General features: G+C 67.9%; 27 protein-coding genes and 1 pseudogene. 12 read left to right on the top strand and 16 right to left on the bottom strand.

The window, feature by feature from the left end; genetic code table 11:
- A complete protein-coding gene (locus ACH4YP_RS46775; RefSeq protein WP_398497587.1) occupies window positions 1–1,149 on the bottom strand; it encodes a hypothetical protein in 1,149 nt (382 codons plus the stop codon).
- Window positions 1,050–2,051, bottom strand: coding sequence for an ATP-binding protein (locus ACH4YP_RS46780; protein WP_398497589.1), 1,002 nt, complete (start codon window positions 2,049–2,051; stop codon window positions 1,050–1,052). The genes ACH4YP_RS46775 and ACH4YP_RS46780 overlap by 100 nt, the downstream gene beginning before the upstream one ends.
- A 326-nt stretch (window positions 2,052–2,377) precedes the next feature.
- Between ACH4YP_RS46780 and ACH4YP_RS46785 the strand changes: the two genes are divergently transcribed.
- Complete coding sequence (locus ACH4YP_RS46785; RefSeq protein ID WP_398497591.1) at window positions 2,378–2,809, top strand: MFS transporter; 432 nt, start codon at window positions 2,378–2,380, stop codon at window positions 2,807–2,809.
- A gap of 231 nt (window positions 2,810–3,040) precedes the next feature.
- Here the strand turns inward: ACH4YP_RS46785 and ACH4YP_RS46790 are convergent, their stop codons facing one another.
- The 4 genes from ACH4YP_RS46790 to ACH4YP_RS46805 form a co-directional block, all read right to left on the bottom strand.
- On the bottom strand, window positions 3,041–4,393 hold the full coding sequence (locus ACH4YP_RS46790; RefSeq protein WP_398497593.1) for a hypothetical protein: 1,353 nt from the start codon (window positions 4,391–4,393) through the stop codon (window positions 3,041–3,043).
- A 198-nt stretch (window positions 4,394–4,591) separates the two neighbouring features.
- The gene (locus ACH4YP_RS46795; protein WP_398497595.1) at window positions 4,592–5,821 is read right to left on the bottom strand and encodes a sensor histidine kinase; all 1,230 of its coding nucleotides are present in this window, start codon (window positions 5,819–5,821) and stop codon (window positions 4,592–4,594) included.
- Window positions 5,811–6,488: a response regulator transcription factor gene (locus tag ACH4YP_RS46800; RefSeq protein WP_398497596.1), complete on the bottom strand. Its 678-nt coding sequence runs from the start codon at window positions 6,486–6,488 to the stop codon at window positions 5,811–5,813. Before ACH4YP_RS46800 ends, ACH4YP_RS46795 begins: the two co-directional genes overlap by 11 nt.
- Window positions 6,489–7,023: 535 nt before the next feature.
- A complete protein-coding gene (locus ACH4YP_RS46805; protein WP_398497598.1) occupies window positions 7,024–7,350 on the bottom strand; it encodes a hypothetical protein in 327 nt (108 codons plus the stop codon).
- Between the two features lie 339 nt (window positions 7,351–7,689).
- Here ACH4YP_RS46805 and ACH4YP_RS46810 point away from each other — a divergent pair, with 339 nt between their 5' ends.
- Together ACH4YP_RS46810 and ACH4YP_RS46815 are read left to right on the top strand one after the other, a co-directional pair.
- A complete protein-coding gene (locus ACH4YP_RS46810; RefSeq protein ID WP_398497600.1) occupies window positions 7,690–7,938 on the top strand; it encodes a transposase in 249 nt (82 codons plus the stop codon).
- Window positions 7,939–8,043: 105 nt separating this feature from the next.
- The gene (locus tag ACH4YP_RS46815) at window positions 8,044–8,853 is read left to right on the top strand and encodes a hypothetical protein (RefSeq protein WP_398497602.1); all 810 of its coding nucleotides are present in this window, start codon (window positions 8,044–8,046) and stop codon (window positions 8,851–8,853) included.
- A gap of 450 nt (window positions 8,854–9,303) precedes the next feature.
- On the opposite strand, the gene ACH4YP_RS46820 is transcribed toward ACH4YP_RS46815, so the two are convergent.
- From ACH4YP_RS46820 to ACH4YP_RS46830, 3 genes are all read right to left on the bottom strand, one after another.
- Complete coding sequence (locus tag ACH4YP_RS46820; RefSeq protein WP_398497604.1) at window positions 9,304–9,576, bottom strand: LuxR C-terminal-related transcriptional regulator; 273 nt, start codon at window positions 9,574–9,576, stop codon at window positions 9,304–9,306.
- 94 nt (window positions 9,577–9,670) lie between these two features.
- The gene (locus ACH4YP_RS46825) at window positions 9,671–10,132 is read right to left on the bottom strand and encodes a hypothetical protein (RefSeq protein ID WP_398497605.1); all 462 of its coding nucleotides are present in this window, start codon (window positions 10,130–10,132) and stop codon (window positions 9,671–9,673) included.
- A gap of 249 nt (window positions 10,133–10,381) precedes the next feature.
- Complete coding sequence (locus tag ACH4YP_RS46830) at window positions 10,382–10,990, bottom strand: TetR/AcrR family transcriptional regulator (protein WP_398497607.1); 609 nt, start codon at window positions 10,988–10,990, stop codon at window positions 10,382–10,384.
- A gap of 241 nt (window positions 10,991–11,231) precedes the next feature.
- On the opposite strand from ACH4YP_RS46830, the gene ACH4YP_RS46835 reads away from it, so the two are divergent.
- The 4 genes from ACH4YP_RS46835 to ACH4YP_RS46850 all read left to right on the top strand — a co-directional run bounded on the left by ACH4YP_RS46835 (window position 11,232) and on the right by ACH4YP_RS46850 (window position 15,506).
- Window positions 11,232–12,287, top strand: coding sequence for an aldo/keto reductase (locus tag ACH4YP_RS46835; RefSeq protein WP_398497608.1), 1,056 nt, complete (start codon window positions 11,232–11,234; stop codon window positions 12,285–12,287).
- Between the two features lie 393 nt (window positions 12,288–12,680).
- The gene (locus ACH4YP_RS46840) at window positions 12,681–12,980 is read left to right on the top strand and encodes a winged helix-turn-helix transcriptional regulator (protein ID WP_398497610.1); all 300 of its coding nucleotides are present in this window, start codon (window positions 12,681–12,683) and stop codon (window positions 12,978–12,980) included.
- Between the two features lie 417 nt (window positions 12,981–13,397).
- Window positions 13,398–14,864, top strand: coding sequence for an amidase (locus ACH4YP_RS46845; RefSeq protein WP_398497611.1), 1,467 nt, complete (start codon window positions 13,398–13,400; stop codon window positions 14,862–14,864).
- Between the two features lie 168 nt (window positions 14,865–15,032).
- The gene (locus ACH4YP_RS46850; RefSeq protein ID WP_398497628.1) at window positions 15,033–15,506 is read left to right on the top strand and encodes a hypothetical protein; all 474 of its coding nucleotides are present in this window, start codon (window positions 15,033–15,035) and stop codon (window positions 15,504–15,506) included.
- A gap of 55 nt (window positions 15,507–15,561) precedes the next feature.
- On the opposite strand, the gene lpdA is transcribed toward ACH4YP_RS46850, so the two are convergent.
- Window positions 15,562–16,974 carry a dihydrolipoyl dehydrogenase gene (gene lpdA, locus ACH4YP_RS46855; protein ID WP_398497613.1) on the bottom strand — a complete coding sequence of 471 codons (1,413 nt, stop codon included), beginning with the start codon at window positions 16,972–16,974 and terminating at the stop codon, window positions 15,562–15,564.
- Between the two features lie 226 nt (window positions 16,975–17,200).
- The gene (locus ACH4YP_RS46860; protein WP_398497615.1) at window positions 17,201–18,442 is read right to left on the bottom strand and encodes a saccharopine dehydrogenase NADP-binding domain-containing protein; all 1,242 of its coding nucleotides are present in this window, start codon (window positions 18,440–18,442) and stop codon (window positions 17,201–17,203) included.
- Between the two features lie 33 nt (window positions 18,443–18,475).
- Between ACH4YP_RS46860 and ACH4YP_RS46865 the strand changes: the two genes are divergently transcribed.
- Window positions 18,476–19,105 carry a TetR/AcrR family transcriptional regulator gene (locus ACH4YP_RS46865; protein WP_361062770.1) on the top strand — a complete coding sequence of 210 codons (630 nt, stop codon included), beginning with the start codon at window positions 18,476–18,478 and terminating at the stop codon, window positions 19,103–19,105.
- A 66-nt stretch (window positions 19,106–19,171) separates the two neighbouring features.
- Here the strand turns inward: ACH4YP_RS46865 and ACH4YP_RS46870 are convergent, their stop codons facing one another.
- The 3 genes from ACH4YP_RS46870 to ACH4YP_RS46880 all read right to left on the bottom strand — a co-directional run bounded on the left by ACH4YP_RS46870 (window position 19,172) and on the right by ACH4YP_RS46880 (window position 21,379).
- Window positions 19,172–20,230, bottom strand: a complete 1,059-nt coding sequence (locus ACH4YP_RS46870) for an LLM class flavin-dependent oxidoreductase (RefSeq protein ID WP_398497617.1) — start codon at window positions 20,228–20,230, stop codon at window positions 19,172–19,174.
- Entirely contained in the window at window positions 20,230–20,763 is a 534-nt protein-coding gene (locus tag ACH4YP_RS46875; RefSeq protein ID WP_398497619.1) for an SRPBCC family protein, read from the bottom strand. Before ACH4YP_RS46875 ends, ACH4YP_RS46870 begins: the two co-directional genes overlap by 1 nt.
- Window positions 20,764–20,881: 118 nt before the next feature.
- Window positions 20,882–21,379: a winged helix-turn-helix transcriptional regulator gene (locus tag ACH4YP_RS46880; RefSeq protein ID WP_398497621.1), complete on the bottom strand. Its 498-nt coding sequence runs from the start codon at window positions 21,377–21,379 to the stop codon at window positions 20,882–20,884.
- A gap of 111 nt (window positions 21,380–21,490) precedes the next feature.
- Here ACH4YP_RS46880 and ACH4YP_RS46885 point away from each other — a divergent pair, with 111 nt between their 5' ends.
- Both ACH4YP_RS46885 and ACH4YP_RS46890 read left to right on the top strand, forming a co-directional pair.
- The gene (locus ACH4YP_RS46885) at window positions 21,491–21,775 is read left to right on the top strand and encodes a hypothetical protein (protein WP_361062758.1); all 285 of its coding nucleotides are present in this window, start codon (window positions 21,491–21,493) and stop codon (window positions 21,773–21,775) included.
- A 238-nt stretch (window positions 21,776–22,013) separates the two neighbouring features.
- Window positions 22,014–22,584 (top strand): annotated as a pseudogene (locus ACH4YP_RS46890) (PP2C family protein-serine/threonine phosphatase); the annotation flags it as partial.
- Window positions 22,585–22,638: 54 nt separating this feature from the next.
- Here ACH4YP_RS46890 and dhaL read toward each other — a convergent pair.
- Together dhaL and ACH4YP_RS46900 are read right to left on the bottom strand one after the other, a co-directional pair.
- Entirely contained in the window at window positions 22,639–23,241 is a 603-nt protein-coding gene (gene dhaL, locus ACH4YP_RS46895; RefSeq protein WP_398497623.1) for a dihydroxyacetone kinase subunit DhaL, read from the bottom strand.
- Window positions 23,242–23,252: 11 nt separating this feature from the next.
- Complete coding sequence (locus tag ACH4YP_RS46900; protein ID WP_361062752.1) at window positions 23,253–24,254, bottom strand: dihydroxyacetone kinase subunit DhaK; 1,002 nt, start codon at window positions 24,252–24,254, stop codon at window positions 23,253–23,255.
- 124 nt (window positions 24,255–24,378) lie between these two features.
- Between ACH4YP_RS46900 and ACH4YP_RS46905 the strand changes: the two genes are divergently transcribed.
- Window positions 24,379–25,194 (top strand): GntR family transcriptional regulator, encoded by an 816-nt coding sequence (locus ACH4YP_RS46905; protein WP_362307170.1) that lies wholly within the window; start codon window positions 24,379–24,381, stop codon window positions 25,192–25,194.
- Window positions 25,195–25,325: 131 nt separating this feature from the next.
- Window positions 25,326–26,690, top strand: coding sequence for an ABC transporter substrate-binding protein (locus ACH4YP_RS46910; protein ID WP_398497625.1), 1,365 nt, complete (start codon window positions 25,326–25,328; stop codon window positions 26,688–26,690).
- The last annotated feature ends 290 nt before the right edge of the window (window positions 26,691–26,980 follow it).

The following is a 26,980-nucleotide window of genomic DNA, read 5'->3' on the forward strand; positions in this document are numbered from 1 at the left end:
TCAGGGGATCTGCGCGCTCTCTGCTTCAGTGCCCGTGTCGCTGCCGGCCGCTGCCGCGCCGTTCTGGCTGTCCTCGGCGAGGCTCTCCGGGATGAAACGGGAGTAGCTTTCGCGCAGGTGCTGTGTGACGCGGTCGTCGGTGGCCTCGTAGTTCAGCTGTCGCTGGAAGAACAGCAGTTTCTTCTCCGCCGTTTCCAGGATCTCGCCCCAGTTCTTGACCCAGACTTCGTAGTCGTGGTGGTCGTCGGCGAGGCCCTCCAGTTTGTCCTTCTGCCGGATGTCGCGAAGAATCTTGTCCGAGTATTCGTAGGTGATCAGGTAGAAGCGCCATTTGCAGTCGACGCCGCTGTACTGCGGGTCGTCGACGATGGCCCGGGCGTAGCCCTTGATCTGGTCGAGTTCCTTCTTACCGACGCGGACATTGGGGCGCTTGAGCTCGATGACGAGCCGTTCGGTGGAGCTGTCGTCGCGCCGACTGCGGAACAGCAGGACGTCCACCCGGCCGGAACGTCCGTCCGGCTGCGTGACGGTTTCGAGCCGGTTCTCCAGCACGACGTCCTCACCAAAATGGTCTTCCAGGTGGGCTTGGAGCACGTTGGTGAGCCCGACTTCGTTCATGGCCATGTTCCAGTCGTCGCCGAACAGCCAGAGGTTCTTGGCGATCATGGGGTGAAGCTGGTCGACTTCACGCAAGTCCTTTCGGAGATGGGGGTCGGCAAAGATCTTCCGCAGTGCGCCGATGAAGTTGAGGCGGTTGGTGACGGTGGTGGCGGCCTCGATGACATGGGTCAGGTCGGTGCTGTCCAAGAGATTCTTCAGGTGCCGGCCGTCTTCGTCACTGAGCGCGAGAACCTTCGCCAGGATGGCGTGGAGGTCGCCGGGGCTGCTTTCCAGTGCGGTCTGGATGAGACTCACGGAGAGCCGGCGCGCTGCGCCTTTACTCGGGAGGGCGTCGCGAGCGACGGTCACCACAACATCAAAGGTCTGGCGCTCAATTGCCTGTGTACGGCTGGCGGGCGGCCCCGAGTAGGGGTAGATACCTTCGTCCTTCAGCTGCCGCACCACCGCTGCGGAGATCTGGGCACCGCGTAGAGAGAGGTGTTCCTGGACGGCCTTGGCGGCTGCATCCAGGAGGCCGCCGCGAGACATGGGCAGGCCGTGCAGGTCGTCGACGGAGATGTCGTTGAACAGGTTGGACCGCAGGTAGGGCGTGAAGCTGACGATACTGTCGGCCCACTCCCCACCCTGCTCGTACAGGCGATGCCGTCGGCGTTACAGATGAGCATCCTGCGGTCGCTCATCCGCTGGTTCCATTCCACGAAGGTCACGACGGGAGCCGGGTCCTCCTGGGTGTATTCCTCTGGCAGGCTCAGCGGCAGGTCGACGGGTTCACCGACGATGATGTCGCTGGGATCCAGTCGCCTGCCGTCGAACGTCACGCAGACATCGGGGTAGGCCATGAGGTAGAACGCCAGCTTCGCCGTGAGGTTCGCAGCAGCGTCGTCGCGCTCTAACCGGCGCAGTGTCTTGCCCTGGGGAACGTCGATCCGGACCGCGGTACCGGTCTTGTCACGGGCGGGCGTCGTCTCCTGGGCCTGCCAGACAGTGGAGTGGTCGGCATTGCCGCCGATCCAGACCCCGACGAGTCTGCCGTCGATCTCAGCCACCGATTCCCAGGTGAGCCGGTCGCCCAGAGCGAGGGCGTACAGGCGCCCTTCGCCGTTGTGGCCGTGCAGGATGCGCGTGTTGCCTTCGGTGTGCGTCTTGCCGGTCTTCCAGGTTTCGCCGTATCCCGCGAACGCGGCGCGGGCCCGTGCCGGCGTCATGCCGTGACCGTTGTCGGTCACCACGATCTGAGTGATGGCGTCCCACTCGCGGCACAGTTCGACGTCGCCCTGCGTTGCGTTGGCGTCCAGGGCGTTCCACACCAGCTCTGCGACGGCGGCGATTTGGGGCTTCTTCTTGAACTGAAGGATCTTTCCCTCACCGACCGACAGCTGGAACTCTGTCGGATGCGGTCCCGCTTGCGACGGCACGGCGGCGCTCGCCATCCCTACCCCAACTCCGCTGCGGGAAGGGCCTTCTGTGTCGTGCTCCCCCATAGGCATGCGCAGACCGTACCCGTTACGCACGCTTAGTTACATAGCACGTACGCGAGGCGGGTTCTGCCCCTGCAGCCGCGGCCTCAGTCCGGCACCGGATCAGCAGCGCAATCGGGAGTCTCCGTGGTTGGGTACGACAACCAAGCCGACCGCAGCCACCCGGGTGGCGACAGGACCGGCGGCAGGCAGGCGGACGTAGACGCTGACGGAGCCGATGCTGACTACGCCCGCCCCGGGCCCGATCACGGCAGCCGCCAGATCGCGGGCCGTCAGAGGTGTCCCGAGCCGGGCGGGCGCTGGACGCCGGGCGCATCACCGCCCCCGCCGGGATCGGCATCGGACTGCTTGTCACGGCCGTCGGCCTGGCCTGCGCCATGCTGCCGGGCCTGACCGGCGTACTCATCGCAGCGGCGCTGATCGGCGCCGGCACGGGTCTGATCACCCCGCTCGGCTTCGCGGCTCTGGCGGCCTCCACCCCACAGGAGCGTCTCGGTCAGACCATGGGTTCCGCCGAGCTCGGACGTGAACTCGGTGACGCGGGCGGTCCGTTGCTGGTGGCTGCGGTCGCCACCTTGGCCACCCTCACCTACGGCTACGCGGCTCTCGCCCTGTTCCTGGCAACAGGCCCGGCCATCACGCTCGTTCACAGGCGCCGAGCCGGGCACCGCCCCACGGTAACCGCACGCGCCGACGAGGCCGAGAGGTAGCCGCGGGGCGAACACGGACACGGGGCTTGACCCAAGGCCGGGTCGGTCTGCCTGCAGGGTAACCACGCTGCACCCGGCAGAACCGGGGCGAACGAGGCACTTGGAATACGGCCCCGGCACCCCAGATCGCACGATCCCGTTGATCCGGCCGGCCCAAGCTGCCGCTGGCCAGCAAGCGGACCATCACACGGTCGAGCCGACTCGACCGTGTGCGCGCTCTCCTGTCGACGGCTACTTGCCCTCCAACTCCGCGATGTGCTTGGCGAGTTCGGGCGTGGTCCGCTGCACTTCGGCCGTGTCCTTGCCATCGGCTGCCGCGCGGAGCTTCTTCAGGTCCTGGTCCACCGACAGGGCGTCCGGGGCCTGGTGCCGCACGCGCTCCCACGCGAGCTCCAGGGCGGTTATGTCGCCTGCGACGGCGCCCTCGTTCGCTGCTTTCGCGTCGATCGTCAACTGGCGCGTCCAGAGGGCGAGTCGGTCCCGGTCGACCGTGGGCACGGGCTCGTAGCGGAGCCGCAGGTCCGTCACGTTCTGGGCGACGCGCAGGGCGGGGTCCACCGCCCGCGCACCGTCCCCGGCCTTCTCCAGGGTGACGAGGTCACGCTCCATCTGCCGCTCCAGCAGGTCCGGTACGGCGTCGGAGGCACGGTACGCGTCCCACGCGGCGCGGACCTCGCGGACGGTGGCGGCGCTGGGCGACTCGTGGGCGGCAACGGCCGCGCGGTCCAGGGTGGTCAGCCGGGCCGGCAGCGGCCCGGGCCTCGCGTCGGTGGGCACCGCGAGCGACACCGCCTCCAGGTCACCGCCCTCGGTGCCGGTCGAGAACTCCCCGTACCCCGGTGCGAACACCTTGTCCTCGGTCGAGCCGTCCATGTGCAGTTCGCGTACGGTCATCGCGCCCTCGATCCTGCCGTACGGCCCGTCGACCGTCTGGTCCACGGCTCGTACGGTGACTTCCTCGAAGACGATCTCCGGCAGGTTCTCGGGACGGTAGACGTTGCCCTTCTCCGGGGCCGCGGGCATGATCATCGCGGCCGGTGCGTTGCGGCGGCCTGCCTGCCAAGTGCCTTCGGTGTCGGCGACCACCCCGTTGTCGTAGTTGAAGACGTCTTCGCCGAGGTACCAGACGGAACCGTCGTCGGCCTGTGCGTACCAGTCGAGGGCAACCTCCTGGATCCGACCGTCGGAGAAGGCCGCGTACTGGCTGATGCGGGCCTCGACCGGCTTGCCGTCCACCTCGATGGTCTTCGTGCCGGGCAGCAGGCTGACCTCGGTACGGAAGGGTTTACCGTCCACCTGGCCGCCGTAGATCGTCTGGGTGACCTCGCTGGTGGGGTGGAGCGGGTTCGCGATCTTCGTAGGGTGGGTGAAGCCCGGCGCGGTGAGGTCGACGCGGTCCGCCGCGGACGCCGTGGGCAGGCAGGCGTCGCCCGTCCTGCCGGTGTCCGCGCCGACGACGTGAACGCAGGCGCTCGGCCCGGTTCGGCCGGCAGCGTTGTCGGTAGTTCCCGAACACGCACCGGCCAGGAGCGCCGCGGCAGTCACGGAGACTCCAGTCAGCAGGATGTGGCGGTTGGTGCTCATTGCAGCCTCCCTGGGCTGTGGCCTGCGATGAGCGTCCCGCCGACCCACTGAATGGACGCTGAACACACCTGAACGTGCTGTCAGGCGGCCTGGGTGGGGCATGCGGTTCGTGGGCGGCTGCGGGTTCGTGTGGCTGGTCGCTCCGTGGCTGGTCGCGCCCTCGCGGCGGAGCGGCACAAGTGCGCAGCCCCGCGCCCGTCAGGGGGTGGCCGGCAACCTCACGGTGAAGCGTGCACCGCCCAGCTCCGGTGCCGTCCCCACTGTCACCGTGCCCCCGTGCGCCGCCACCAGCTCGACCACGATCGCGAGGCCCAGTCCGGCTCCGCCCTCTCCCCGCGCGCGGGCCTCGTCCAGACGTACGAAGCGGTCGAAGATCCGGGCCCGCTCCCCCTCCGGCACCCCGGGGCCGTCGTCGTCCACGTCCAGCCGTACGGTTGCGCCGAACTCGCCGAGCGTCAGTGCGACCCGGGAGCGGGCGTGGCGGGCGGCGTTCTCGCCGAGGTTGCGGACCACGCGGCGCAGGGCGTCCTCATCTCCCAGGACCCGCCCGGCCGAGACCCCGCCGCTGTCGACGCGTGGACCGTTCGGCCGTTCCCGCAGCCGCCGGGCCTCCTCGAAGACCAGGTCGTCCAGGTCGACGGGGCGCCGCGGTGGCCGGATCGCGTCCTCGTCGGCGCGGGCGAGGAGCAGGAGATCCTCCACGAGGCGCTGCATGCGAACGGCCTCGTCCAGGACCGTCCCGGCCAGCACCCCCGCATCGGCGCGCCCCGGATGGGCGAGAGCCACCTCGGCGTGCTGGCGGACCGTGGCGACGGGTGAGCGCAGTTCGTGAGAGGCGTCCGAGACGAAGTGCCGTTGCGCCGCCTCGGCGCGTGCCACCCGCCGCAGCGTCCGCCCCACGGCCGCCCAGGTCGCGCCGGCCGCCAGGACCAGCAGCACGGGCAGGCCGATGAACAGCATCCGGGTGACCGTGGAGGTGGCCTCGGCGACCCCGGCGGGCGCACGGCCGTCCAGGACGGTCAGGCGCCGGTCGCCGTCCCGCGCTCCGACCGCCACCACCAGGAACGGGTCCTCGTCGATCGGGGTGTCGACCTCGGTGTCACCGCCGGGCCGGAGCCGGGCCAGCGCCGGCAGTCCCTCGATGTTCGAGCTCGCCGCGACGACCGTCCCCCGCTCGTCGACGACCTGCAGAAACTCCTCCTCGGCGTCGGCCACGCTCACCTCGGGCACTCCCCGCCCCGCCTCGATCACCCGGGCCACCTCCTGGGCGCGGGCCCGCGCGGCGTCCCGCACGTCGTTGCTCAGCTCGACCCGCAGCCCGAGCACCAGGACGGCGCCTCCGGCGACCAGCGCAAGCGCCACAGCCAGTGCGGCGATCACCGTGGCCCGGATGCGCACCGCCCGCAGGCCCCGCCGCTCACCCGCCATCGGGCACCAACCGATACCCGTGCCCCCGCACGGTCCGCAGCGAGTCCCGCCCGAAGGGACGATCGACCTTGTTGCGCAGGCGCCGCACATACACCTCGACGATGTTCGGATCGCCCTCGAAGTCGTCGCCCCACACATGGTCGAGGATCGTCCGCTTGCTCACGGACTCACCTGTCCGCCGCATCAGGAACTCCAGCACGGCCAACTCCCGTGCCGTCACCTCGACCTGACGCCCGGACCGGGTCACCGTGCGCGCGGCCGGATCCAGCCACAGGTCCCCCACCGCGAGCACCGCAGGCCGCTCACGTGCCTCCCGCCGCAACAGCGCCCGCAGCCGGGCGAGCAGCACCGCGTACGAGACGGGCTTGGTGAGGTAGTCGTCGGCACCCGTGTCGAGGCCCTCGATCTCGTCCCACTCGCCCTCCTTGGCGGTGAGCATGAGGATCGGCGTCCAGTTCCCCTCGCCACGCAGCGTCCGGCAGACCCGGTAGCCGTTGAGCTTCGGCAGCATGATGTCCAGGACAATCGCGTCGTAGGCGTTCTCACGCGCCATCCACAGTCCGTCCACCCCGTCGAGCGCCACGTCCACGGCGAAACCCTCGGCCTCCAGACCGTCCCTGAGCCCGGCCGCGAACCGCTCCTCATCCTCGACGATCAGCACGCGCATATGGTCCACGCTACGGGAGCCCCGCGCGGAGACAAGCGGAAGTGGAAGTGCAGACGGAACACCGTGGCGCCGACTCCGGAACCCGGATGGCGTGGGCGTTCGAGTCCGGCACGACATTCGACTTCACACGGTCTCCGCGTCACATTCCTCGCTCCATATCAAGATCAGAGGCGCCCACGACCCAACACTTCCGAGGGAACAACACGGCCTCCTTCTCATCCCCGACCTGGCTAGGCAACCAGCCACATCCACGCACGCGGCCCCGCGAAGTCCCGCGCCAGCCCGAAGAGTCCGAGCTGCTCGCCCGGCATCGGGGAGAGCGGCCGTGTCTCACAAACCGCTGACGCCAGAGGTCCGGGACGAGAACTGACTCGCCTACCAACACCCACCGCCGCCTCATCGATGCGGCCGATTCCTCCTCGCGCCCGGCCCGGCCGCCACGGATCACCAGCTCTGGACACGGCCATCGACCGGAGCCCTGACCGGCGCCGCACCGGGCAACGGGCGCGGTCCGGCGCGGCGCGCCGCGCCGGGATCAGTCCTTGTCGTTCGGCTCGTCCCCGCCGTCCACCTGGCTGCCAAGGACCTTGAAGTCCTTGTCGAGGTGTACGTCGGCCTGCTTGCCGCTGTCGAGCGTGACCTCGACCTCGTAGTAGCCCTCCTCGTCGCCGACCTCGGAGTCCGTAACCTTGCCTTCTCCGGTGTACGCGAGTGCCGCGGCGCTCGCCTTCTCCAGCGCGGGTACCGAGATGGGTGTCTCGTTGTCGTCACCACCGGTCGTGGCTACAGCGATGCCGGTACCACCTCCGATGAGGGCGGCCGAGAGCACCGCGCCCACGATCCACTTTCCCTTGCGTTTCATGCCGCATCCTCTCGCCGCAACCCCCGGCCACTGCGTGCGGCCGAGCTGGCTGTCTCAGGGTGCGACAGACCCGCTGAACAGACGCTGAACGAATCTGAAGGAGCGGTCAGGGGACTCGCGAGGGCGCGCGCTGCTCGCGTGCATTGGGCCCCAAGCCTCCCCGACGGAGTCCGCACGGCGGTCGCTCCACAGCCACCGCAGCCTGCGACTTCGCCCGCGCGTTCACCGACCTGATCCAACATCGCCGAGGCCCCCTCCTGGAGGACCGGATACACCAGGCCCAACGAACCGCACCGCCACCCATCAAGGGCTTCGCGGGGTTTCCGCGACTTCGGTGACATGCTCACGCAGCAGACCGGCGTCCTCCCGCCCGCCTGGATCAACGAGAGCCTCGCGGCGGACTTGCCCGGCCTGACCGGATTCGCCCGAGGGCTCACCAATGATCTCGATGCCGTCACCGCTGGACTGACGCTCCTCTGGAGCCCGGGCGGTACCGAAGGCACCGTGCGCCGCATCAAGAAGATCAAGAGGCAGCTGTACGGCCTTACCGAATTCGAACTGTCGCGGAAGATGATCCTTCTGGCGTGATACGCAGTGACGGCCAATGCTCCGCTGATTGAACCCGGCCATGACCAAGAACTCACCGCCCTCTCCACCTACCGCATTGACTAATTCTGCAGGACTCTATACATCATGCTGGTCAGTTTCCTGCCGGGACTTCGCGAGATCCGCACGCCGCTCGCCACGGGCATACTGTGGATCACGGCGATCTGGATCGTTGCGGGCGAACACTTTCCGGAAGAGCAAGAAACTAGCGGCGCGGTTAGGCGTATCTATGTTCTTGTCGATCAGCTCGGAAAACCCACATTGACCACTGTCGGTATTTTCGGTGCTTACCTCGTGGGCAGCATCGTGACTATCTCAGTCAGACACCCTCCTCTTTTTAGCATCGCTTCAGTCAAGGTACGTCCAGAGATGCGATTTGCAACGGGAGTTGCTTACAGCCAATTGATGCGAAGGGTTGACTCCATGATGATCAATCAGATGATTCGGCAAACGGTGCGTCCAGAGCCACCCGACAGATCCTTGAAGGCACAGTTCGACCGGTCCGCTGACGACGTCTGTGACGAGCTAGAGGGAGAACTCGCCCAGCTGGCAACGAGGCTCCATGTCGTCCACGATGGCCTGTTTGACGAGTATGACCGACTGATAGCAGAGGGGGATCTGCGCCTCAATGTTGGTATCGCCATAGGAGGTTTAATTGCGGCTATGGCGATAGTTCAGGACCCATGGTTCCTCCTGGGATTGACGGTGGCCTCGGCTCTTATGAGGAGAGGGCGGATGCGCGGCCGACAGGCCAACGACATCCTTATTCAAGCCCTCTTGTCGGGTTTGATCGAGTCCACGACCCTCAATGACCTCAAAGCATGCGAAGTCGAAGCTGAGGAGAAACTTGAGAAACGGTCAAAAAGTAATCCCGATGGTAGCAGCGATAGTCGGTGACTCCTCTACGCCGCAGAATCTTGACTACAATGCGCTGATTACCGGTAGGTGCCCCTCTGCGCCGTCGCCGCCGGGCTCATGCTCAGCTGAGGTTCGGGCGGTACCGAGGACGCCGTGAACCGCATCAAGAAGATCAAGAGGCAGCTGTACGGCCGGGCTGAATTCGGACTGTTGCGGAAGATGATCCTTCTGGCGTGACACGCCGCGACCGCCCCCGTGATCGCTGCCAGAGCCCAGTTGTCACCGCCATAGCCAACCGGGCGATGCGTACCGCACATACAGCCCGCACAACTCTGAATGTCACCTATAGGCCATCCGCCCTCCGCGCCGCCGGCAGCGTCGTCCTTCGCGAAGAAGGTTGCATCGTAGACAGCGGCCCACACCACGAACGTCTCACCCGCTGCTGCCGTGAGGGAAGTGGCGGCCCATCTCGGGTCGGTGTTGCAGGCCCTAGATCAGCCCCTGTTGCGCGGCCTTGGCCACCAACTCCCTGCGGTCGACGGCGCCCAGGAGTGTCATGAGCCGCTGGATCCGGCGCGAGATGGTACGGCGCGAGACACTCACCCTGGCCCCGATGTTGGCGATGGACTCGTCCTGACCCATCCAGCGGAGAATTTCGACGTCCAGCGGGGCTAGCTGAGGGTGCGCCGTGTCGCTCGTGGGGCGGGCCGGCGGCGGGACCGTGCCATCAGCCCGCCCGGAAACTCCAGCCTGCTCAGTCATGACCTCGTTTCCCTTCTGCACCCAGCAAGAGGGGGTATTGACTCGTCCCCGGGGTGCCTTCCTACCAGAGAGGGGCGCGTCCGCGCGGCGTTCGCTAAAGGTTGAGGCCATCCTCCGCCAGGGCCGCAGAAGCCGCGTTCAGAAACCGCACGAGCGGCTGGTGCACGGCCAACAGCGCGTCGTCCGCCACGCGTTCGCGATCCTCCGCAGTGGCTCCGCGCTCCAACTGCCGGATCCAGCGGGACAACTCGACGCGCGAAGCGAGCAGGGCATCCTCCGCCTCGAACGCGGCAGTCGTGACGACGGGCGGACCTTCGACAGTAACGGCCGACTGCCGTTGCTGGAGTTCACCGTGCAGCAGTTCACCGGCTCGCTCATAGGCTCCGTCGGCATCGCGAAGCAGCCTGCCGCGGTCCGGCTCCCCCGCCTCCGCAGACACGGATATGGCTGCCTCCGTATGGAGGGCGTGCACCTCCTGGAAGCACTCGGTGAACGCAACGTACGCGGAGCGCCGCGGCTCGCGCAGCAACCGTGCATGCTCGGCGCGGAGTTGCATCCGAGTCTGCCCGCGGCCCAGAAGCCCGGTGACGGCGGACTCCCCCACTTGCAGCGAGGGCCCGTATGCACCTTCGGGACTTCGAGCTGTACTGGGATCCTTGGAGCCCCACGCCTGCCCCGAATTGCGCGGGCTGTTGGCCGGCATTTCAAGGCCACGTGCCTACCTGGTCAACGGCTTCGAGACGGTCGGCCCGTCTTGCCGTTCGTCACGGATGGTGAGACTTCGCCGGGTAGGTCGCCGACCTCATCACGGAGATGCCGGGCGGACATCGGCGAGGGCGGCATCGACCAACGATTCCGCGATGGATCGCGCGCACGCGGCTGTGTGGCTGCTGTTGAGGGCAGTGCCGCGTGCGGCCGCGCCGTCAAATAGCAGCGCCAGTTGCTCACCGAGGGTTTCCGGGTCGGCGACGCCGGCCTGCCGTGCGATGTCCGTGAGGTGGCGGGCGAACTCCCTCTTGTACGCCGCGGCTAGCTGATGGGCGGGATGCCCGGGGTCGGGCATCTCGACGCTGACGTTCAGGAACGGGCACCCCCGGAGCGGAGCGGTGGTTTCCGGCGGCTTCCGGTCGAATACGGAGAGGAGCTGCTCACGCGGGCTCGTTGCCGGTTGAGCGGGCAGCGGGGGGACTGCGGAGAGAGAGGTTGTCAGGGACTGCAGGTATGCCCCGACAAGCTCGTCTTTGCTGGGGAAGTGCACGTAGAGAGTGCGCTTCGACACTTCGGCGACGGTCGACAGCTGAGCCATCCCGGTCGCGTTGATCCCCTGAGCCGTGAACAGCTCGGTCGCCGCTTTGAGGATCCGCTCCCGGGCGCCACGCCCATGGCGCCGACGTACGGGGTGAGATTCGGTCATAGCCTTGAGGATACCGATCGTTTTACATGGGTCGATGGGCAAGCTACGGTGTACCCCAAGTAGACCGATCGCCTTACTTGGCTCGGTCTGGCAGCGCGCCGTACGTGGATCGATGGCTCTTCGGCGCCGAATCCCCATGCAGGGCTTGCTCGGCACCCCTCTGATCGCCCTGCCAGGCGATAGCCCTGACCGCCAGCGCTCATCCCGATCATCGATGCGAAATCGTCACAAAGGAGACCTGATGCGTTACACGACCTTCGGACGACAGACTGGACTGCGCGTTTCCGAGTACGCGCTCGGCACGGGGAACTTCGGCACCGGCTGGGGTGCCGGGGCGGAGCCGGACGAGGCTCGTCGGATGTTCGACCGGTTCGCCGAGGCCGGCGGAACGTTTCTCGATACCGCGGACGGCTACCAGTTCGGTGAGTCGGAGGAGCTGGTGGGCAAGTTCGTCGCCGCCGACCGGGACCACTTCGTCCTGGCCACCAAGTTCACCAACGGGGCCAGCCCGCAGCCCGGCATCTCCAGGACGGGCAACAGCCGCAAGAACATGGTCACTTCGCTGGAGGCGAGTCTGAAGCGCCTCGGTACCGACTACATCGACCTGTACTGGGTTCACTTCCCCGACGACCTCACGCCCATGGAGGAGATCCTGCGCGGGCTGGACGACCTGGTCCGCTCCGGCAAGATCCTCCACGCCGCCCTGTCCAACTTCCCCGCCTGGCGTGTCTCCCGCGCTGCCACCCTCGCGGACCTGAAGAACTGGGCACCGGTCACAGGCATCCAGATCGAGTACAGCCTCGTCGAGAGGACCCCCGACCGCGAACTGCTGCCGATGGCCGAAAGCCTGGGCCTCGGTGCCGCACTCTGGTCTCCGCTCGGCGGCGGACTGCTGACGGGCAAGTACCGCCGCAGCACCGAGGGACGGCTGACCGATTTCAAGACGCTCGTGCACACCGAGAGCAGCGACCAGAAGACCACCGTCGTCGACACCGTTCTGGCCATCGCCGAGGAGAGCGGCGCGACGCCGGCCCAGGTGTCGGTGGCCTGGCTCCGTGAGCGTGCCGTCCAGGCATCGACCTCGTTCGTGCCGATCATCGGCCCGCGCAGCCTCACCCAGCTCGACGACTACCTGGGCGCCCTGGACGTCAAACTCACGCCGAAGCAGTTCGCGCGCCTGTCCGACGTCAGCGCAATCCCCCTCGGAGTCCCCCACGAGGCGACCGCCCGTGCCCGCGACGCCGTCCAGGGCGGTGACGCCTCCCTCGTCGCCCAGCCCGCAGTGCCGGCAGCCTGAGCCGCGGATCCTGCCGTTGGCGGCCGCATGCCGTCGGTTCCCCTTCCGTCCCGCATCGTGTGCACGGTCCGGGGCATGTGGTCTGCCTGGCCGCGGCACTTCCCGCTCAACCGTCACAGCCCCCATCGTGTCGATCGATTCCCGCCGAACCGACCACTGGCACCGTCGGGCCTCGCTAGCCGCGAAAGCCCCGGGGCCCACGCATCGCGTCGGCGACCGTGGCACACCCGCCTGTCGGTGACTCACCAGGCGAAGAGGAGAGACCGCGACGCGGCGTTCCCGATCAGCGTCAGTGGCACTCTGGCCACACGACCACAGCGAAAGGGAAGCCATGAAGGGGCGTGACCTGTCGGGCGAGCAGGGCGCGGACGTAAGAGCCGCCAGGTGGACACGGTGACAACGCTCATCTTCGACCCGCTGGGCAAGCTCTGGAGCGGTCGGCTCATCGCCGTACTCCTCGATGGTCCCGTGCATTTCACCGAGGTGCACCGTGCTGTTCCCGGGATCAAGGTGCGAATGCTCTCCGGCCGGCTGGCCTACCTGGCGGCGGCTGGCCTCGTCGTGCGCGAGGTGAGGGCAGGGCCGCCACTGCGGGTTCGGTACCGCTTGGCGTCGGCCGGAGTGGCGATCCGCCCGGCGCTGGAGGAGCTCCGAAACTGGGCAGTGGCCCACCTCGGCGATCCTGCTTGGTGATCCTCTCTGACCCTGGCGGACGACGCTGTCGCTGCCGGTGCGGCCCTTGTCGGGCTCGGCATGCGCGGACTCACCGACTCGGAGACTGACCTCACCGGGGCATCAAGGCCTCCGAAGGCTGCCGGGTGGCCAGCGGTCCAGCAACCCGACTCCATCAGAACGGGGCATACCACTCCGGACCGGGGAGACCTCCTATTACCGTTAAGCCCTTTTCGCTCCACTCTGCTCTCGGAGGGCGCCGAACAAAGAGGAGGAAACCGGACCCCGGCGAGGCCGCCCAGCAGGGCATGAAGCGAGTGCCGTTCTTCATTCCGCAAGGCCATTGCCTTGCGCCCCACCCCAAGCCTATGGTCTGTCGAATGTAATATTACGATGCACATTTGATTGACGCCGTCAGGGCCAGGGATGAGGCATGCCGTGAGTGAGGTCCCCTTCCAGTCCGCCGTGGAGCAGTCACGCGCACTGTCCGCGGGTGAGATCTCGAGCCGGGAACTCATCGAGCTCTATCTCGAGCGGACCGCCATCCACAACACCGCACTGAACGCGGTGGTGACCCTCGACTCCGAGCGTGCCCGTCGCGAGGCCGGGAAAGCGGACGCCGCGCGGGCGGCGGGGCGGGACCTCGGTCCGCTGCATGGCCTGCCGATCACGGTCAAGGACAGCTTCGAGACAGCTGGGATGCGCACCGTCTGCGGGCGAACAGACCTCAAGGACTACGTGCCCGACCAGGACGCCGAGGCAGTCAAGCGGCTGCGTTCGGCCGGCGCCGTGATCATGGGGAAGAGCAACATGCCTCCGGGCAATCAGGACGTCCAGGCCGACAACCCCGTGTTCGGTCCTTCATCGAACCCGTGGGACACGACCCGCACCTCGGGCGGGTCCGCCGGGGGCGGCGCCGTCGCCACGGCCGCGGGCCTCACGGCGTTCGACTTCGGCTCGGAGATCGGCGGATCGACCAGGATCCCGTCCCACTTCAACGGCCTGTACGGGCACAAGTCGACCTGGCGGTCGATACCCCTCATCGGGCATGTGCCCTACGGCCCGGGCACGGGACGATGGACGGACGCCGACATGGCCTGCGGCGGCGCGCAGGTCCGCGACGCCCGTGACCTCGTCCCGATCCTGCGGGCAACGGTCGGGACGGCCGACTACGACGGCGGTTTCAGCTACACGCTCGCACCGTCGCGCGCGACCAAGCTCGCCGACTTCCGGGTCGCCGTCTGGGGTGAGGATCCCTCGTGTCCGGTCGACAGCGACATCGCGGCAGCCGTGGACGACGCGGTCACTGTGCTGCGGGCGGCCGGTGCGAAGGTCACCGTCCAGCCCGCGAGCCTCCCCGTCGATCTCGCGACGAATCACCGGAAGGCCTTCCAGCCCCTGCTCTTCGGCGCGGGTGACCGCACCGGCCTCGCTCCTGCCCCCAGCGCCGCAACGCTGGCCCGGTTCGTCCAGCACCCCCGGGGCGACGCCGGCCCCGCCCTGCACGGAACCTTCCAGTCCCACTACCACTGGCTGCAGGCCCACATGGTGCGCAATGAGATCCGGCAGCGGTGGTTCGAGTTCTTCCAGGACTTCGACATCGTGCTCATGCCGGTCACCCCGACAGCCGCCCCCGCCCACCACAACAAGCTGATCGACTGGTTCGGACGGCCCTACGAAGTCGACGGCGTGCGACGTCCCTACTGGGACCAGGTCAAGTGGAGCGCCGTTGCCAACGTCTCCGGGGGCCCGGCGACGACCATCCCGGTGCGCAAGGGCAGGAACGGACTGCCCATCGGTCTGCAGGCGATGGGCCCCAGCGGGGGCGATCTCACCACCATCGAGTTCGCCGCGCTGCTGGGTCGGGAAGTGGAGGGCTTCGTGGCGCCTCCTGCCTTCATCTAGACCCCGACCGCCCACTCCGAGTCCCAGCCGCCACGTGTCACGACCGCTGACGGATTCCGCGCCCCGCTACCCGGAGCACACCACGATCGTCTTCGGCGACGACCACGTCACGTACGGTGCATCAACACCGCGGCCAAGCGGGTCGCGAAGCTGCTCGTCTCGCGCGGGATCCGGCCGGGGGACAAGGTCGCACTGTCCTGCCCCAACCTGCCCTATCTCTCCGGCATCTGCTTCGGCATCCTCAAGTTCCGGGCTGTGGTCGTGCCGCTGAACGTGCTGTTGAACGCCCGCGAGGCCGCATTCCATCTCAACCGGTCGGGCGACACCGAAGGTCATGGACAGGGCCTCCGGCGCCACAGTGTCCTCTCTGCGCGGCCTGCGGCGTCCAGTCACCTTCGTCGGTCGATTCATGTCTCGAACCGGCTGCCAGTGAATAGGTGCCGCCATTCATCTTCGACACGCTGGCACCGTGCGCGCCATCGGTACGATCGTCGGCAGCGGCCGTCATACCGCCCTCGCCCGGGCCCCGTTGGCGATGAGAGGAGCCGGGCGCCTCTTGGGGCGTCTGTGCGGCGCCAACGTGACCGCCACCACCATGAGCGCCAAGACAGCGCACGCTCCGTCTCGCGCACAGGTCGGTAACGCGACGGACCACCCGGGCCATACTCACGGCGCACTTCTAGGGGGCGGCGCCCTACTACATGTTGATCATGTGGCCGGCGAGGCCGTGGACGGCTTCCTTGACCGCCTCGCCCAGGGTGGGGTGTGCGTGGACGTTGCGGGCGACCTCGTGGACCGTGAGGTCCCACTGTTGGGCCAGGGTCAGCTCAGGGAGCAGTTCGGTGACGTCCGGGCCGATGAGATGGCCCCCTAGGAGTTCGCCGTACTTGGCGTCGCTGATCAGCTTCACGAAGCCGCTCGCGTCGCCCAGCCCGTGGGCCTTGGCGTTCGCGGTGAACGGGAACTTGGCCACCTGGACGTCGAACCCCTTCTCCCTCGCCTGCGCCTCGGTGTAGCCGAAGCTGGCGATCTGTGGCTGGCAGAAGGTGGCGCGCGGGATCATCACATAGTCCAGCTCCATGGTCTCCGCGTCCGCGATCGTCTCGGCGGCGACCACGCCCATCGCCTCGGCCGCGTGCGCGAGCATCAGCTTCGCGGTGACGTCGCCGATGGCGTAGATGTGCGGGACGGAGGTGCGGCAGCGGCCGTCGATGTCGATCGCGCCGCGGTCGGTGACAGTGACGCCGGTGTTCTCCAGGCCGTAGCCGGTGACGTTCGGCGCGAAGCCGATCGCCTGCAACACCTTGTCGGCCTCCAGGACCTGCTGGGCGCCGTCCTTGCCGGTGACCGTGACACGGACCTGCGGACCGGACTCGTCGATCGACTCGACGCGGGTCGAGGTGAGAACGTCGATGCCCAACTTCCGGTACTGCTTGGCCAGTTCGGCGGAGACCTCGGCGTCCTCCAGCGGGGCGATCCGGTCCAGGAACTCGACGACGGTGACCTTCACGCCGTAGTTGTGCAGCACGTAGGCGAACTCGATACCGATGGCCCCGGCGCCGGCGATCACGATCGACTGCGGCAGGTCCTCGGCGAGGATCTGCTCCTCGAACGTCACCACACGCGACGTACGACGGGTGCCGGGCAGCAGCTTGGGGGTCGCTCCGGTGGCGATGATGCACTGGTCGAAGCCGATGGTGCGGGTGTTGCCTTCGTAGTCGGCCACCTGGAGCGTGCGCGGGTCGAGGAACGTGCCGCGACCGCTGATTTCCGTAATCTTGTTCTTCTTCATCAGGTAGTGGACGCCCTTGACCCGGCCGTCCGCGACCTTCCGGCTGCGGCGGAAGGCCTCCCCGTAGTCGAAGGAGACCTCGCCCTCGACTTTGATGCCGAAGGTCTTCGCCTCGCGCGTGAAGATGTGCGCGAGCTCGGCGTTGCGCAGCAGGGCCTTGGTGGGGATACAGCCCACGTTCAGGCAGACGCCGCCCCAGTACTTCTCCTCGACCACCGCGACGCTCTTGCCCAGTTGGGCGGCCCGGATGGCGGCGACGTATCCGCCGGGGCCCGCACCGAGTACGACGACGTCGAAGCGTTCACCCTGCTCGTCCATGGACGGCTTCCTTTCCGCTGGGACGGCCGGCTCCCCGCGAGGGGCCGACTCGCTCCCGATCGAACCACCTGTTCATCAACTCAACAGCGGTGGCTTCCGCCATCGCTCGCCGCGGGAGATCCCCGGAGTACGAGGGAGGTGACCGAATGGTCCCCACCTCGACGGCAGCCACCCGGACGATGTCCGCTTCAGCACCACGACGCCGTGATCTATGCCCACGGAGCAATCATCGGCGGCGGGCCGACGCCTCGTCGACTTCGTGTACTCCGGCCTCGGCGGCACCGAGCCTGAGGGTCTCGAGCCCGAAGGCCGCGACCGGGCCGTGCACACCCGGCTTCAGGACGGCATCCTGCGCCGCCGCGCGGACGGCGCCCCACGCCAGGAGGGATCCCGTCATCTCGTACGGATCGGGTCCGGTGAGGGCCGTTCTGGCCAGGTGCCGGCCCGAGTCGTCGCGGGCGACGGCGATCACGAGGGATCGGCCGTCGCTGTCCGGCTCGCGCTGCGCTCCCGGGAGCCGCCCTGACAACCGTGTCACCGCGGCCCGCACCTTCGCCGACCGCAGCAGGGGCGCCTGGAGCGTGGCGGCGATCTGTACCGGACGCGTCCACCGCCCGAGCCAGCCCAGGCCCACCTCGACGCTCTCCAACTGAGGGAAGATTTCCGGCAGCCCGAGATGTTCCGAGCCCGGGACGGTCATGGCCGCACGCTTCACACCGGCATAGCGGAACGTGCGCACGCGCTTGGCGGCACGCTCGTCGACCAGACGGGAAGGAACCCCGGGCCGCGGGGGTCGGTAGGCGAAGCCGTCCTCGGCCGCAGCGCCGACCAGCGTCTGACGTGTGCCTCCCGTGGACAGGGTGTAGGCGTCGCGCAGAGTGCTTCTGTAGAGCAGCTCGTCCCCGTGCCCCGAACGGGTGACGAAGTAGCCGATCTCGACATGACGTGCCCGCTCACCCGCCCTGGTCAGCGCGAGGGCGCCGGCGAGGTTGCCCGGCACGTAGTCGTAGCCGAACGCGGGCACGAGGGTCGCTCCCCGGGCGGCCGCGACGGAGTCCAGCTCGAGGAGGACGCGGCGGGCGAAGGTTCCCTCCCCCGTGGAGTCGAAGTAGTGCGCCCCTGCCAGCGCCGCCGCCGTCACCGTGGCCGTACCGAGCTGCATGAACGGCCCGACCGTGGAGACGACCACATCGTTCGGCTCCAGGAGCCGCGAGAGGTCGGCCATCGAGGTGACATCCACCTCGGCCACCGACAGCTCCGTCTCGTAGCTATCGGCCAGGGTCAGCATCTTGGTTCGGTTTCGCCCGATCAAGGTCGGCTTCTCACCTCGCGCGAGCAGTTCCCGGAGCACTCGCCGCCCGGTGTACCCCGTTGCGCCCAGCAATACGATCCTGCGCTTTTCCACGGCTCCGCCTGCCTTCCGGAGGGTATGGTCGCGACGACCATCGACTGACCTAAAGTCATTCACTGACCTTGGGTCAATAAATATACGATGGTGAGCATGAGAGGGCCAAACCGACGACAGATGTATGCGGAGCAGACCCGGGCGGACCTGGTGGCGACCGCGCGCAAGCTGTTCGTCGACAACGGGTTCGCGGGCACCTCGGTCGAAGCCGTCACCGGGGCGGCACAGGTGAGCAAGGGCACCTTCTACCACCACTTCCCCGACAAGAAAGCGATGTTCGCCGAGCTCTACACGGAGCTGATCCAGCAGGTCGGGGCCCTGGGCGACGCAACGGCGGAGGCGGTCCGTGCCGCACCGGACGAGCCCGCCATGACCGCGGTGGCCCACCTCACGCACGCCTTCCTGCGGCGGACCATCGACGACCCCCTGCACCGTGAGCTGATGGCCCAGGCGCCCTCCGTCCTGGGAGAGCAGTACCGGCACATCAACGACACCGTCGCCCAGCCGCCGATCGAACGGTTGCTGACCGTTCTGGCCGAACGAGGTGATCTGCAACCGGACGTTCCCGTGGCCACTGTCGCCCGGCTGCTGTTGGCCGGCCTGTGCGAGGGCAACCAGATCATCGCCACCGCGGCGGACCGGGAGGAAGCCCTCACCAGGACGTTCCGTGCGATCACCCTGCTGTTGTCGGGCCTGGCGGCCGACGGCATCAGCACCCACAGTTGACCTCGACCGGTGCCTTGTGGAAGGCGCCGGCGCCTAGCGGCCCTCCCCGGTCATCAGGGCCTGGCGCTACCGTGCCGCTTCGTCCTCGATGTCGCGGACCAGCTCGATGGCTCGTCCCAGGGTGGCGAGTCGGACGTCGAGGGTCTCGCCGGCGGGATAGAAACGCACGGTGTCGACACCGGCGTCGCGCCACACTCGCAGGCGCTCGCGCACCATGTCCTCGGTTCCGATCAGCGTGGTAGCCAGCACCATCTCGTCGGTGACCAGACCGGCCGCACCGTCCCGGTCACCGGCCTGCCAACGTGTCCGGACCTCGGCCGCCACCTCGGCCCAACCCTGGCGGCTGTAGGCGTTGTTGTAGAAGTTCGTGCTCGCGGAACCCATACCGCCGAGGCTGAAGGCCAGCTCCTTCTTGCGTCCGGCCACCATCGCGCGCAACACGTCCTCGTCGTCCGCGAAGGCGACCTCGGCGCCCTGGCAGATATCCAGGTCCGCGCGCTTGCGACCGGCGGCGGCCAGCCCCTGGTCCAGGTGGTCGAAGTACGCCTCCTTGGCGCCCTCGGGTACGAAACTGGTGCCCAGCCAGCCGTCGGCGATCTCGCCGGTCAGGTGCAGCATCTTCGGCGAGAGGGTCGCCAGGTAGACGGGGATGTCGTACTCGGCGCGCATCGACAGACGCATGGGTTTCGCCTCACCCGGCAGCGGGATCCGGAACTCCCGCCCCGCGTAGGAGACCTTCTCTCCGGTCGCGGCCTGTCGCACGATGTCGACGGTCTCGCGCATCCGCGACAACGGCCGGGGGAACGGCACACCGTGCAGCCCCTCGATCACCTGCGGTCCGGAGGGGCCGAGCCCAAGAAGGAAGCGCCCTTCGGAGATCTGCGAGAGTGTGATCGCGGCGCGGGCGATGGCCATCGGCGTGCGGGTGCCGAGCTGGATGATTCCGGAGCCGAGCAGCATGCGCTCGGTCTTCGCGGCGAGGTAGCCCAACGGCGAGGGCGCCTCCGAGCCCCACGCCTCCGCCACCCAGCAGATGTCCAGACCGAGCTTCTCCGCCTCGGTGACGTAGTCGACGATCTCCCGCCAGTCACCACCGGAGGCTTCGATCGTGGTGGACGTACGCATCAGAGACTCGTCTCTCCCGAAGTCCGGGCGCTCTCGGACAGTTTCTTGATCTCTTCGAGGGTGGCGGTCATGTTGGCCTCGAACTCCCGCATGCGTACGAAGACGATCTTCTGCTCCTTCTCCGGCATGCGATCGATGGCGAAGGACAAACCCGAGCGGGCCGGCCCCATCTGCATCCATTCCCGCAGCAGAGTGCCGCCGTCCTGCGGCTCGAGAGTGAACCGCCAGACAGCCGTGGGGTGTTCGGGGTCCTCGACCGCCCAGGTGAGCACCCGGGGCGGCTCGTACTCCACGATGTGAGATGTGGTGGCCCACTCCCCCAACGCCTCGTGCTTGCTCCGGCCGACGAACCGGGCTCCCTGGGCAGGGCCACTCCTGCCGTCCAGCCATTGCACCGACTGCAGTTCGGCGCTCATACGCGGCATCAGCTCGATGTCGGCCACCAAGGTCCACACCTGCGTGGGCGGGGCGGCAATCCAGGTGTGGACCTCGACCGTCGGCTTGTCCGCATACCGCGCGCCTGTCCACTCCATGACTGCCGGGCCTCCCTGCCGTACCGAGATCTCTCTTGCCATGAGGTATCTGACCTGTAAAGTTGCGTAAATAGACTTACTTGTCAAGGGCAGACACAGCCACCGTGGAACTGTTCAGTCAGCCCGCGAAACGCTCGCGCACGTCGGGCCGTTCGGCAAGATGCGGCGGATAGCCGGGCCCCATCCGAGGACGGGTGTCGTCCGCGGTCATCGGCTCGCCGCAGGCGGCGCACACCACCTCGGCGTGACTCTCCTGCCCGCACGCGTCGTGGTGCATGGCCACCGGCGGGCCCGCTTCACCGGCGAGCCAGCGATCCCCCCACCGGTTCATCACCAGCAGTACGCCGTAGAAGTCACGCCCCATCTCGGTGAGCACGTAGTCGTACCGAACCGGCTCCGTCTGGTACGGCCGCTTCTCCAGCAGCCCTTCCTCCACCAGCCGACGCAGCCGGTCCGTCAGTGTGTTGCGGGCGATCCCCAGCGATTCCTGGAATGCGTCGAACCGCTGGATGCCATAGAACGCCTCGCGCAGCACCAATGGTGTCCACCAGTCCCCGAGCAGGTCCATGGTTCGCGCGATCGAGCAGGGCCACTTCGCAAAGGATGTCCGCCTCATGACAGTCAGCATAGGTTCGTCCAGTCGTGAGACCCAGCAGGTCAGCAAGACGTCGACGTGCACGATGCCTTGTGTTTCCTCAATAGCGAAGTTAAGTAGCCGCCATGAAACGTGACTTGCTCCTACCCGGGCAACGTCACCACGAGCGCCGACCGGGCGGCTGCCGCGATCGTCAACGGGCTGGTGCGTCGGCGCAGCCGCGTGTACGTCCCGCGCGCCGTCGTCGTGGCCAACTGGGCGAAGGCGGCACTGAACTCACCGCTGGCCTGGCCATGGGCGAGGCGCTTCGCGGCCCGGGCGGTTCCGTCCCTCGAACGGGAGGTCGCGGCATTGGGGAGGCATGACCAACTCACGCCAGGCACCGACGCACACGCTGCAGAGACCAAGTCGTCCTAGCCGCGCACGGCGAGCGCTCACCTGCCTCGTGCGAGGCCTCGGCACGCTCCCGCTCGTCCCCCAGCCCGACAGAGAAGTTCACACCCAGGGGGCAGCAGCACCTGCGCCACAGAGTCCTTGAACTCGACGAAATGCTCGGCGAGTTCAAGGGTGGTGTAGCCGTGGACCAGACTCCACAACTGAGCAGCTATGACCTCGGGTTCCTGCCGCTCGACCCGGCCGACACCCACAAGCCGCCCCCGGAGCAGCCGCCAGAGTCCGGGAGCAGGGCATCCACTCGGTGATGATCGTGCCCCTGCTCGCCCGCGGCACCACGCTGGGAGTCGCCCTCTTCCTGCGCCACCAGCGGCCTTTCCCCTTCGATGACGACGACCTGCTGCTAGCGGAGGAGATCTGCGCCCGCGCGGCTGTGTGCATCGACAACGCCCGCAGCTATACCCGTGAGCGCGCCACCGCCCTTGCCCTTCAGCGCAGCCTGCTACCCCAGAACGTACCCGAGCAGGCAGGGGGCGAGGTGGCCTCTCGCTATCTGCCGACCGACTCCCGGGCCGGTGTGGGCGGCGACTGGTTCGACGTCATCCCCCTGTCCGGTACCCGGATCGCCCTGGTCGTCGGCGACGTGGTCGGGCGTGCAGGCCGCGGCCGCCATGGGACGGCTGAGGTCCGCCGTCCGCACGCTGGCCGATGTCGATCTGCCACCCGATGAGCTGCTCACCCATCTGGACGACCTGGTAGCGCACACCGACTCCGATGACGATGCTCTTCCGGGCGACAGCACCACCGGCTTCTGCGCCAGCTGTCTCTACGCACCGAAGAACTCAATAGGGCCCGCCCGACCTCGCCCACCCCTACTGGGCACACTCCTAGCCGACTCTGGCGGTCTCGACCAAGAGGGCGACCGTCACAGCGCCCGGGTCGAGGACGCCGCGGGCAACCTCGCCGACGTAGCTGGCACGGCCGCGCTTCGCCAGCAGGGGCGCCGTTGCCTCGGCACCAGATCGGGCCGCTACTGCTGCGGCGGCGAGGGCATCATCCAGGCTGCCCGAGGCCGTAGCCAGAGCATCACTGGCCGGGACCATGGCGTCCACCATGGTCTTGTCACCCGGCTTCGCACCGCCGAGCCGCTGCACGGTCGCGGTCCCGTCGGCGAAGCCGCGGGCCAGTTCAGCCACGCCGATCCGCTCGATGCGAGTCGCCTTGGCCAGCTCCCTGAACCACATACCGAACAGTGGGCCGGATGTCCCGCCGGTGTGCAGGAACGCGGTTGAGACGACGCCGAACACGTCGCCCGGGGTGGCGGTGTCGGCGTTCTCGAGCCCGGCGCGGGCCCTGCCGAGGGCGGAGCGCAGATTGGCGCCGAAGTCTCCGTCGCCGGTCTGGCGGTCGAGCTCGGTGAGGGCCTGCTGTTCGCGATCGAACGCGACGAAGAACCGCCGCATCCAGTCCTGTACGTCTGATGCTTTCATGGGGGAGCCTTTCACCAGGTCAGAGCGGGTGTGCGGACGGGAGCGTCCCACAGCGCGACGCGGGTGTCGTCGGAGCGGACCAGCGTCAGTGAGAGGCCGGCCATGTCGAGCGATGTGACGTACGCGCCCACCAGGCTGCGAGCCACCGTGATGCCGCGCCGGGCGAGCTGCCCGTGCACGGCCCGGTGCACCAGAGCCAGTTCGAGCCCATGGGTGGCGCCGAGGGAGTTCACCACGACGAGCACGCTGTCACCGCGGCCCAGCCCGAGCGCGCTCACCAGCCGGTCGAGCAAGTCGGCTGTGAGCTCGTCGGCACTAGCGAACGCCCGGCGGCCGATGCCGCGCTCGCCGTGGATGCCAACGCCCAACTCGACCTCGTCGTCGGCCAGTTCCCAAGCGGGAACACGGTCACCGGGATGAGCGCCTGCGGCAAGCGCGATGCCCATACTGCGGGCGTCGCCCGCCAGCGCCCGTCCGAACCGTGCCAGCTCACTGAGGTCGGCCCCCTGTTCGGCCAGAGCTCCGCACAGCTTCTCGATCACCACGGCCGCGGCGGTGCCGCGGCGCCCGGGGCCTTCGCCGTCGGCTCGCTGCGAGGCCAGATCGTCGTCGACCAGGACCTGCTCGACTGCGATGCCGTCATCGGCGGCGATCTCCGCGGCGATTCGGAAGTTCAGCAGGTCGCCGGTGTAGTTCTTGACGATGTGCAGGACGCCGCGCCCGGTGTCCACCGTGGTGGTGGCTGCTGCCACCTGAAGCGCGGTCGGGCTGGCGAAGACCGCGCCGGGCACGGCTGCGTCGAGCATGCCGGTGCCGACGAAGCCGGTGTGCAGGGGTTCATGTCCGGAGCCGCCGCCGGAGACGAGGGAGACCTTGTCGGTGGCGGGTTTCGCCCGGGTCACGAAGGCAGGATCGGCGTGCAGTCGCAGCAGTCCCTGATGTGCGAGGACGAGCCCCTCGAGCGCTTCGGGCACCACCTGATCGGGGTCGTTGAGGAATTGTCGTCGGCTCATGCGCGGTCCTGTCTTCGTTGTTACAGGCTCTTGACGAGCCCGAAAACTAATGCATACAGTCCAGCCTGTCCAGCCTGACCGGCTTGTACGTACCAGAGCAGTGACCTTGACTTTTGGAGAACCCATGAGTGGACCCGACGGCGCTGACGCCATCAACCGCGTCTCGGTCGAGCCCTACTACCTGCAGTTGGCGGATCGGATCCGCAACCAGATCTCCACGGGTGCCATCGCCGTCGACGACCGGCTGCCCAGCGAGGGCGAGCTGGCCACCACCTGGAACCTCTCCCGGGCCACCGTCCGTGAGGCCCTGCGGCTACTGGAAGAGGAAGGCTGGGTCACCCGCATCGCCCGGCGGGGGGCGTTCGCCTCGATGCCGCCGCGCCGGGGCTGGCTGCTGCAGGGCCGCGAGGGCTTTTTCGAGGACGAGGTGGAGGGACGCCAGCGTCGGGTCACCACCCAGGTGCTGCGCGCCGAGCAGGCGCCGCTGCCGGCGTCGGCAGCGGAGGCGCTGCAGATGCCCTTGGGCAGCCACGGCTACATCCTCGAACGGCTCCGCTCCCTCGACGGCATGGTGGCGCTCTTCTCCGTCAACTACCTGCCCCCGCAGGTCGGGACGCTGGTGGCGCGCAGCGATGTGCCGGTGGGCGAAGGCTCCCTCAACAGAACACTGCGCCAGGGTGGCTATGCCGTCGCGGGCGCCTCCCGCACGGTCGAGGCCGTCTCCGCGCAGGGTGTGGCCACCGACCGGCTCCAGGTACCCACCGGCGCCCCGCTGTTGAAGATCAAGTCGACCTCCTGGGACACGAACCTGGTGGTGTTCGAGCACCACGAGGTCTGGGTCCGCAGTGACGTGGTGCAAGTCGAGATCCAGGTCGGCGCTCCCGCCCTGACGCAGACCGCTTCACCCTCTCCCGAGATCGCCCGGATCGTCAGCCCGTGATCCCGGCCAAGAGACGACACGCTTTCACGCCCGGCCCACACACAACGTAGGCGCCGGTCAGCGTCACTCCCCGGCACACACAACGAAGGCGGTCGGTCAGCCCTTCACTCCCCGCTCCTAGGAGAAGCCCCATGCCCCGCAACGGACGTAGACAACTCATCACGGCGACACTCGTCGTGGGTACGCTGACCGCCGCCGCGGCCTGCTCCGACCCCACGGCCGGGCAGGACGCCTCGGGCAACACCACGATCACCGTGGCGCTCGCGGCCAACCCGCAGATGAAGACGGCCGAGAGCCTGATCTCCGACTTCGAGAAGAAGAACCCCGGGATCAAGGTCAAGTTCACCACCCTGCCGGAGAACGACCTGCGGCCGGCAGTCACCAAGGACGTCGCCACGAAGGCAGGCCAGTACGACGTCGCCATGATAGGCAGCTACGAGGTGCCGATCTGGGCGAAGAACGGCTGGATCGTCCCGCTCGACGACTACGTCGCCAAGGACACCGCCTGGGACTCGAACGACGTCCTGCAGCCGATCAAGGACATCGTCTCGGCCGACGGCAAGCTGTACGCCGCCCCGTTCTACGGTTCCAGCTCCTTCCTGTTCTATCGCAAGGATCTCGCCCGGAAGGCCGGCGTGACGATCCCGCAGAAGCCGACCTGGGAGCAGGTCGCGGCGGCCGCGGCCAAGATGGACGACAAGAAGGACGGTGTCTCCGGCATCTGCCTGCGCGGGCTGCCCGGCTGGGGCCAGAACCTGGCTTCGCTGACCACGGTCATCAACACGTTCGGCGGCCGCTGGTTCGACGAGCAGTGGCACCCGCAGCTCACCTCACCCGAGACCGAGAAGGCCGTGCAGTTCTACGTGGACCTGCTGCGTTCGCATGGTCAGCAGGACGCCGCCAAGGACGGCTGGGAGGGCTGCCTGCAGCAGATCACCCAGGGCAAGACCGCGATGTGGTATGACGACACGGTCTTCGCCGGCTCCGCCCTGCAGCAGGCCACCTCGCAGGTCAAGAACAACCTTGGATTCGCGCTGGCGCCGGTGGAAAAGACCCAGGCCTCCGGCTGGTTGTGGTCCTGGGGCCTGGGGATAACCCAGTCCAGCCAGCACAAGGACGCCGCCTGGAAGTTCATCTCGTGGGCGACCAGCAAGGACTACATCAAGCTCGCCGGGGCCAAGGCCGGCTGGGACTCGATCCCGCCCGGATCTCGCACCTCGACCTACTCGATCCCCGAGTACCAGACCGCTGCCAAGTCCTACGCCGACCTGACATTGAAGTCGATCAACACCGCCAACCCGAAGCAGCCGACCGTCAAACCGGTGCCCTACAGCGGCGTGCAGTACGTGCAGATCCCTGAGTTCACCGATATCGGTGACTACGTCTCACAGCAGATCGCGGGCGCCATCAGCGGCACCCAGAGTGTGAAGCAGGCGCTCAAGAAGTCCCAGTCATACACCGAGGGTGTGGTCAAGAAGGCCGGCTACCTCAACTAGCAACTCGGGCGGCGGGTCGGGCCCCCCCCCCCCGCCCCCCCCCCCCCAAACCCGGAGGGAAATAGCCCATAACGCCCAAACCCAACACGCCCCCCCCCGGTGGCCCCCCGGCCACCGCCGGGGCGGGGGCCCGGGCGCCCCCCGGGGCTTGGCCGTGGTGGTTTGTGGTGTCCCGTCTAAGAGCGGGGGCCCCCGGGGGGGGGGGGCCCCCGCTTCTGTTCTCCCTCGCCATAGCGGGTATGCAGCATCGGAGAGGCCGCTCCGGGACGTCGTCCCGGCTTCGATGCTCA

Source organism: Streptomyces sp. NPDC020747 (assembly GCF_044334695.1).
Lineage (GTDB): Bacteria > Actinomycetota > Actinomycetes > Streptomycetales > Streptomycetaceae > Streptomyces.

Excerpts from the sequence above, each read along its gene's own strand:
- ACH4YP_RS46775 (WP_398497587.1), bottom strand. The coding sequence starts at position 1,149 with ATGTCTCGCGGCGGCCTCCTGGATGCAGCCGCCAAGGCCGTCCAGGAA.
- ACH4YP_RS46780 (WP_398497589.1), bottom strand. The coding sequence starts at position 2,051 with ATGGCGAGCGCCGCCGTGCCGTCGCAAGCGGGACCGCATCCGACAGAG.
- ACH4YP_RS46790 (WP_398497593.1), bottom strand. The coding sequence starts at position 4,393 with ATGAGCACCAACCGCCACATCCTGCTGACTGGAGTCTCCGTGACTGCC.
- ACH4YP_RS46795 (WP_398497595.1), bottom strand. The coding sequence starts at position 5,821 with ATGGCGGGTGAGCGGCGGGGCCTGCGGGCGGTGCGCATCCGGGCCACG.
- ACH4YP_RS46800 (WP_398497596.1), bottom strand. The coding sequence starts at position 6,488 with ATGCGCGTGCTGATCGTCGAGGATGAGGAGCGGTTCGCGGCCGGGCTC.
- ACH4YP_RS46805 (WP_398497598.1), bottom strand. The coding sequence starts at position 7,350 with ATGAAACGCAAGGGAAAGTGGATCGTGGGCGCGGTGCTCTCGGCCGCC.
- ACH4YP_RS46810 (WP_398497600.1), top strand. The coding sequence starts at position 7,690 with ATGCTCACGCAGCAGACCGGCGTCCTCCCGCCCGCCTGGATCAACGAG.
- ACH4YP_RS46815 (WP_398497602.1), top strand. The coding sequence starts at position 8,044 with ATGCTGGTCAGTTTCCTGCCGGGACTTCGCGAGATCCGCACGCCGCTC.
- ACH4YP_RS46820 (WP_398497604.1), bottom strand. The coding sequence starts at position 9,576 with ATGACTGAGCAGGCTGGAGTTTCCGGGCGGGCTGATGGCACGGTCCCG.
- ACH4YP_RS46825 (WP_398497605.1), bottom strand. The coding sequence starts at position 10,132 with ATGCAACTCCGCGCCGAGCATGCACGGTTGCTGCGCGAGCCGCGGCGC.
- ACH4YP_RS46830 (WP_398497607.1), bottom strand. The coding sequence starts at position 10,990 with ATGACCGAATCTCACCCCGTACGTCGGCGCCATGGGCGTGGCGCCCGG.
- ACH4YP_RS46835 (WP_398497608.1), top strand. The coding sequence starts at position 11,232 with ATGCGTTACACGACCTTCGGACGACAGACTGGACTGCGCGTTTCCGAG.
- lpdA (WP_398497613.1), bottom strand. The coding sequence starts at position 16,974 with ATGGACGAGCAGGGTGAACGCTTCGACGTCGTCGTACTCGGTGCGGGC.
- ACH4YP_RS46865 (WP_361062770.1), top strand. The coding sequence starts at position 18,476 with ATGAGAGGGCCAAACCGACGACAGATGTATGCGGAGCAGACCCGGGCG.
- ACH4YP_RS46870 (WP_398497617.1), bottom strand. The coding sequence starts at position 20,230 with ATGCGTACGTCCACCACGATCGAAGCCTCCGGTGGTGACTGGCGGGAG.
- ACH4YP_RS46875 (WP_398497619.1), bottom strand. The coding sequence starts at position 20,763 with ATGGAGTGGACAGGCGCGCGGTATGCGGACAAGCCGACGGTCGAGGTC.
- ACH4YP_RS46880 (WP_398497621.1), bottom strand. The coding sequence starts at position 21,379 with ATGAGGCGGACATCCTTTGCGAAGTGGCCCTGCTCGATCGCGCGAACC.
- dhaL (WP_398497623.1), bottom strand. The coding sequence starts at position 23,241 with ATGAAAGCATCAGACGTACAGGACTGGATGCGGCGGTTCTTCGTCGCG.
- ACH4YP_RS46900 (WP_361062752.1), bottom strand. The coding sequence starts at position 24,254 with ATGAGCCGACGACAATTCCTCAACGACCCCGATCAGGTGGTGCCCGAA.
- ACH4YP_RS46905 (WP_362307170.1), top strand. The coding sequence starts at position 24,379 with ATGAGTGGACCCGACGGCGCTGACGCCATCAACCGCGTCTCGGTCGAG.
- ACH4YP_RS46910 (WP_398497625.1), top strand. The coding sequence starts at position 25,326 with ATGCCCCGCAACGGACGTAGACAACTCATCACGGCGACACTCGTCGTG.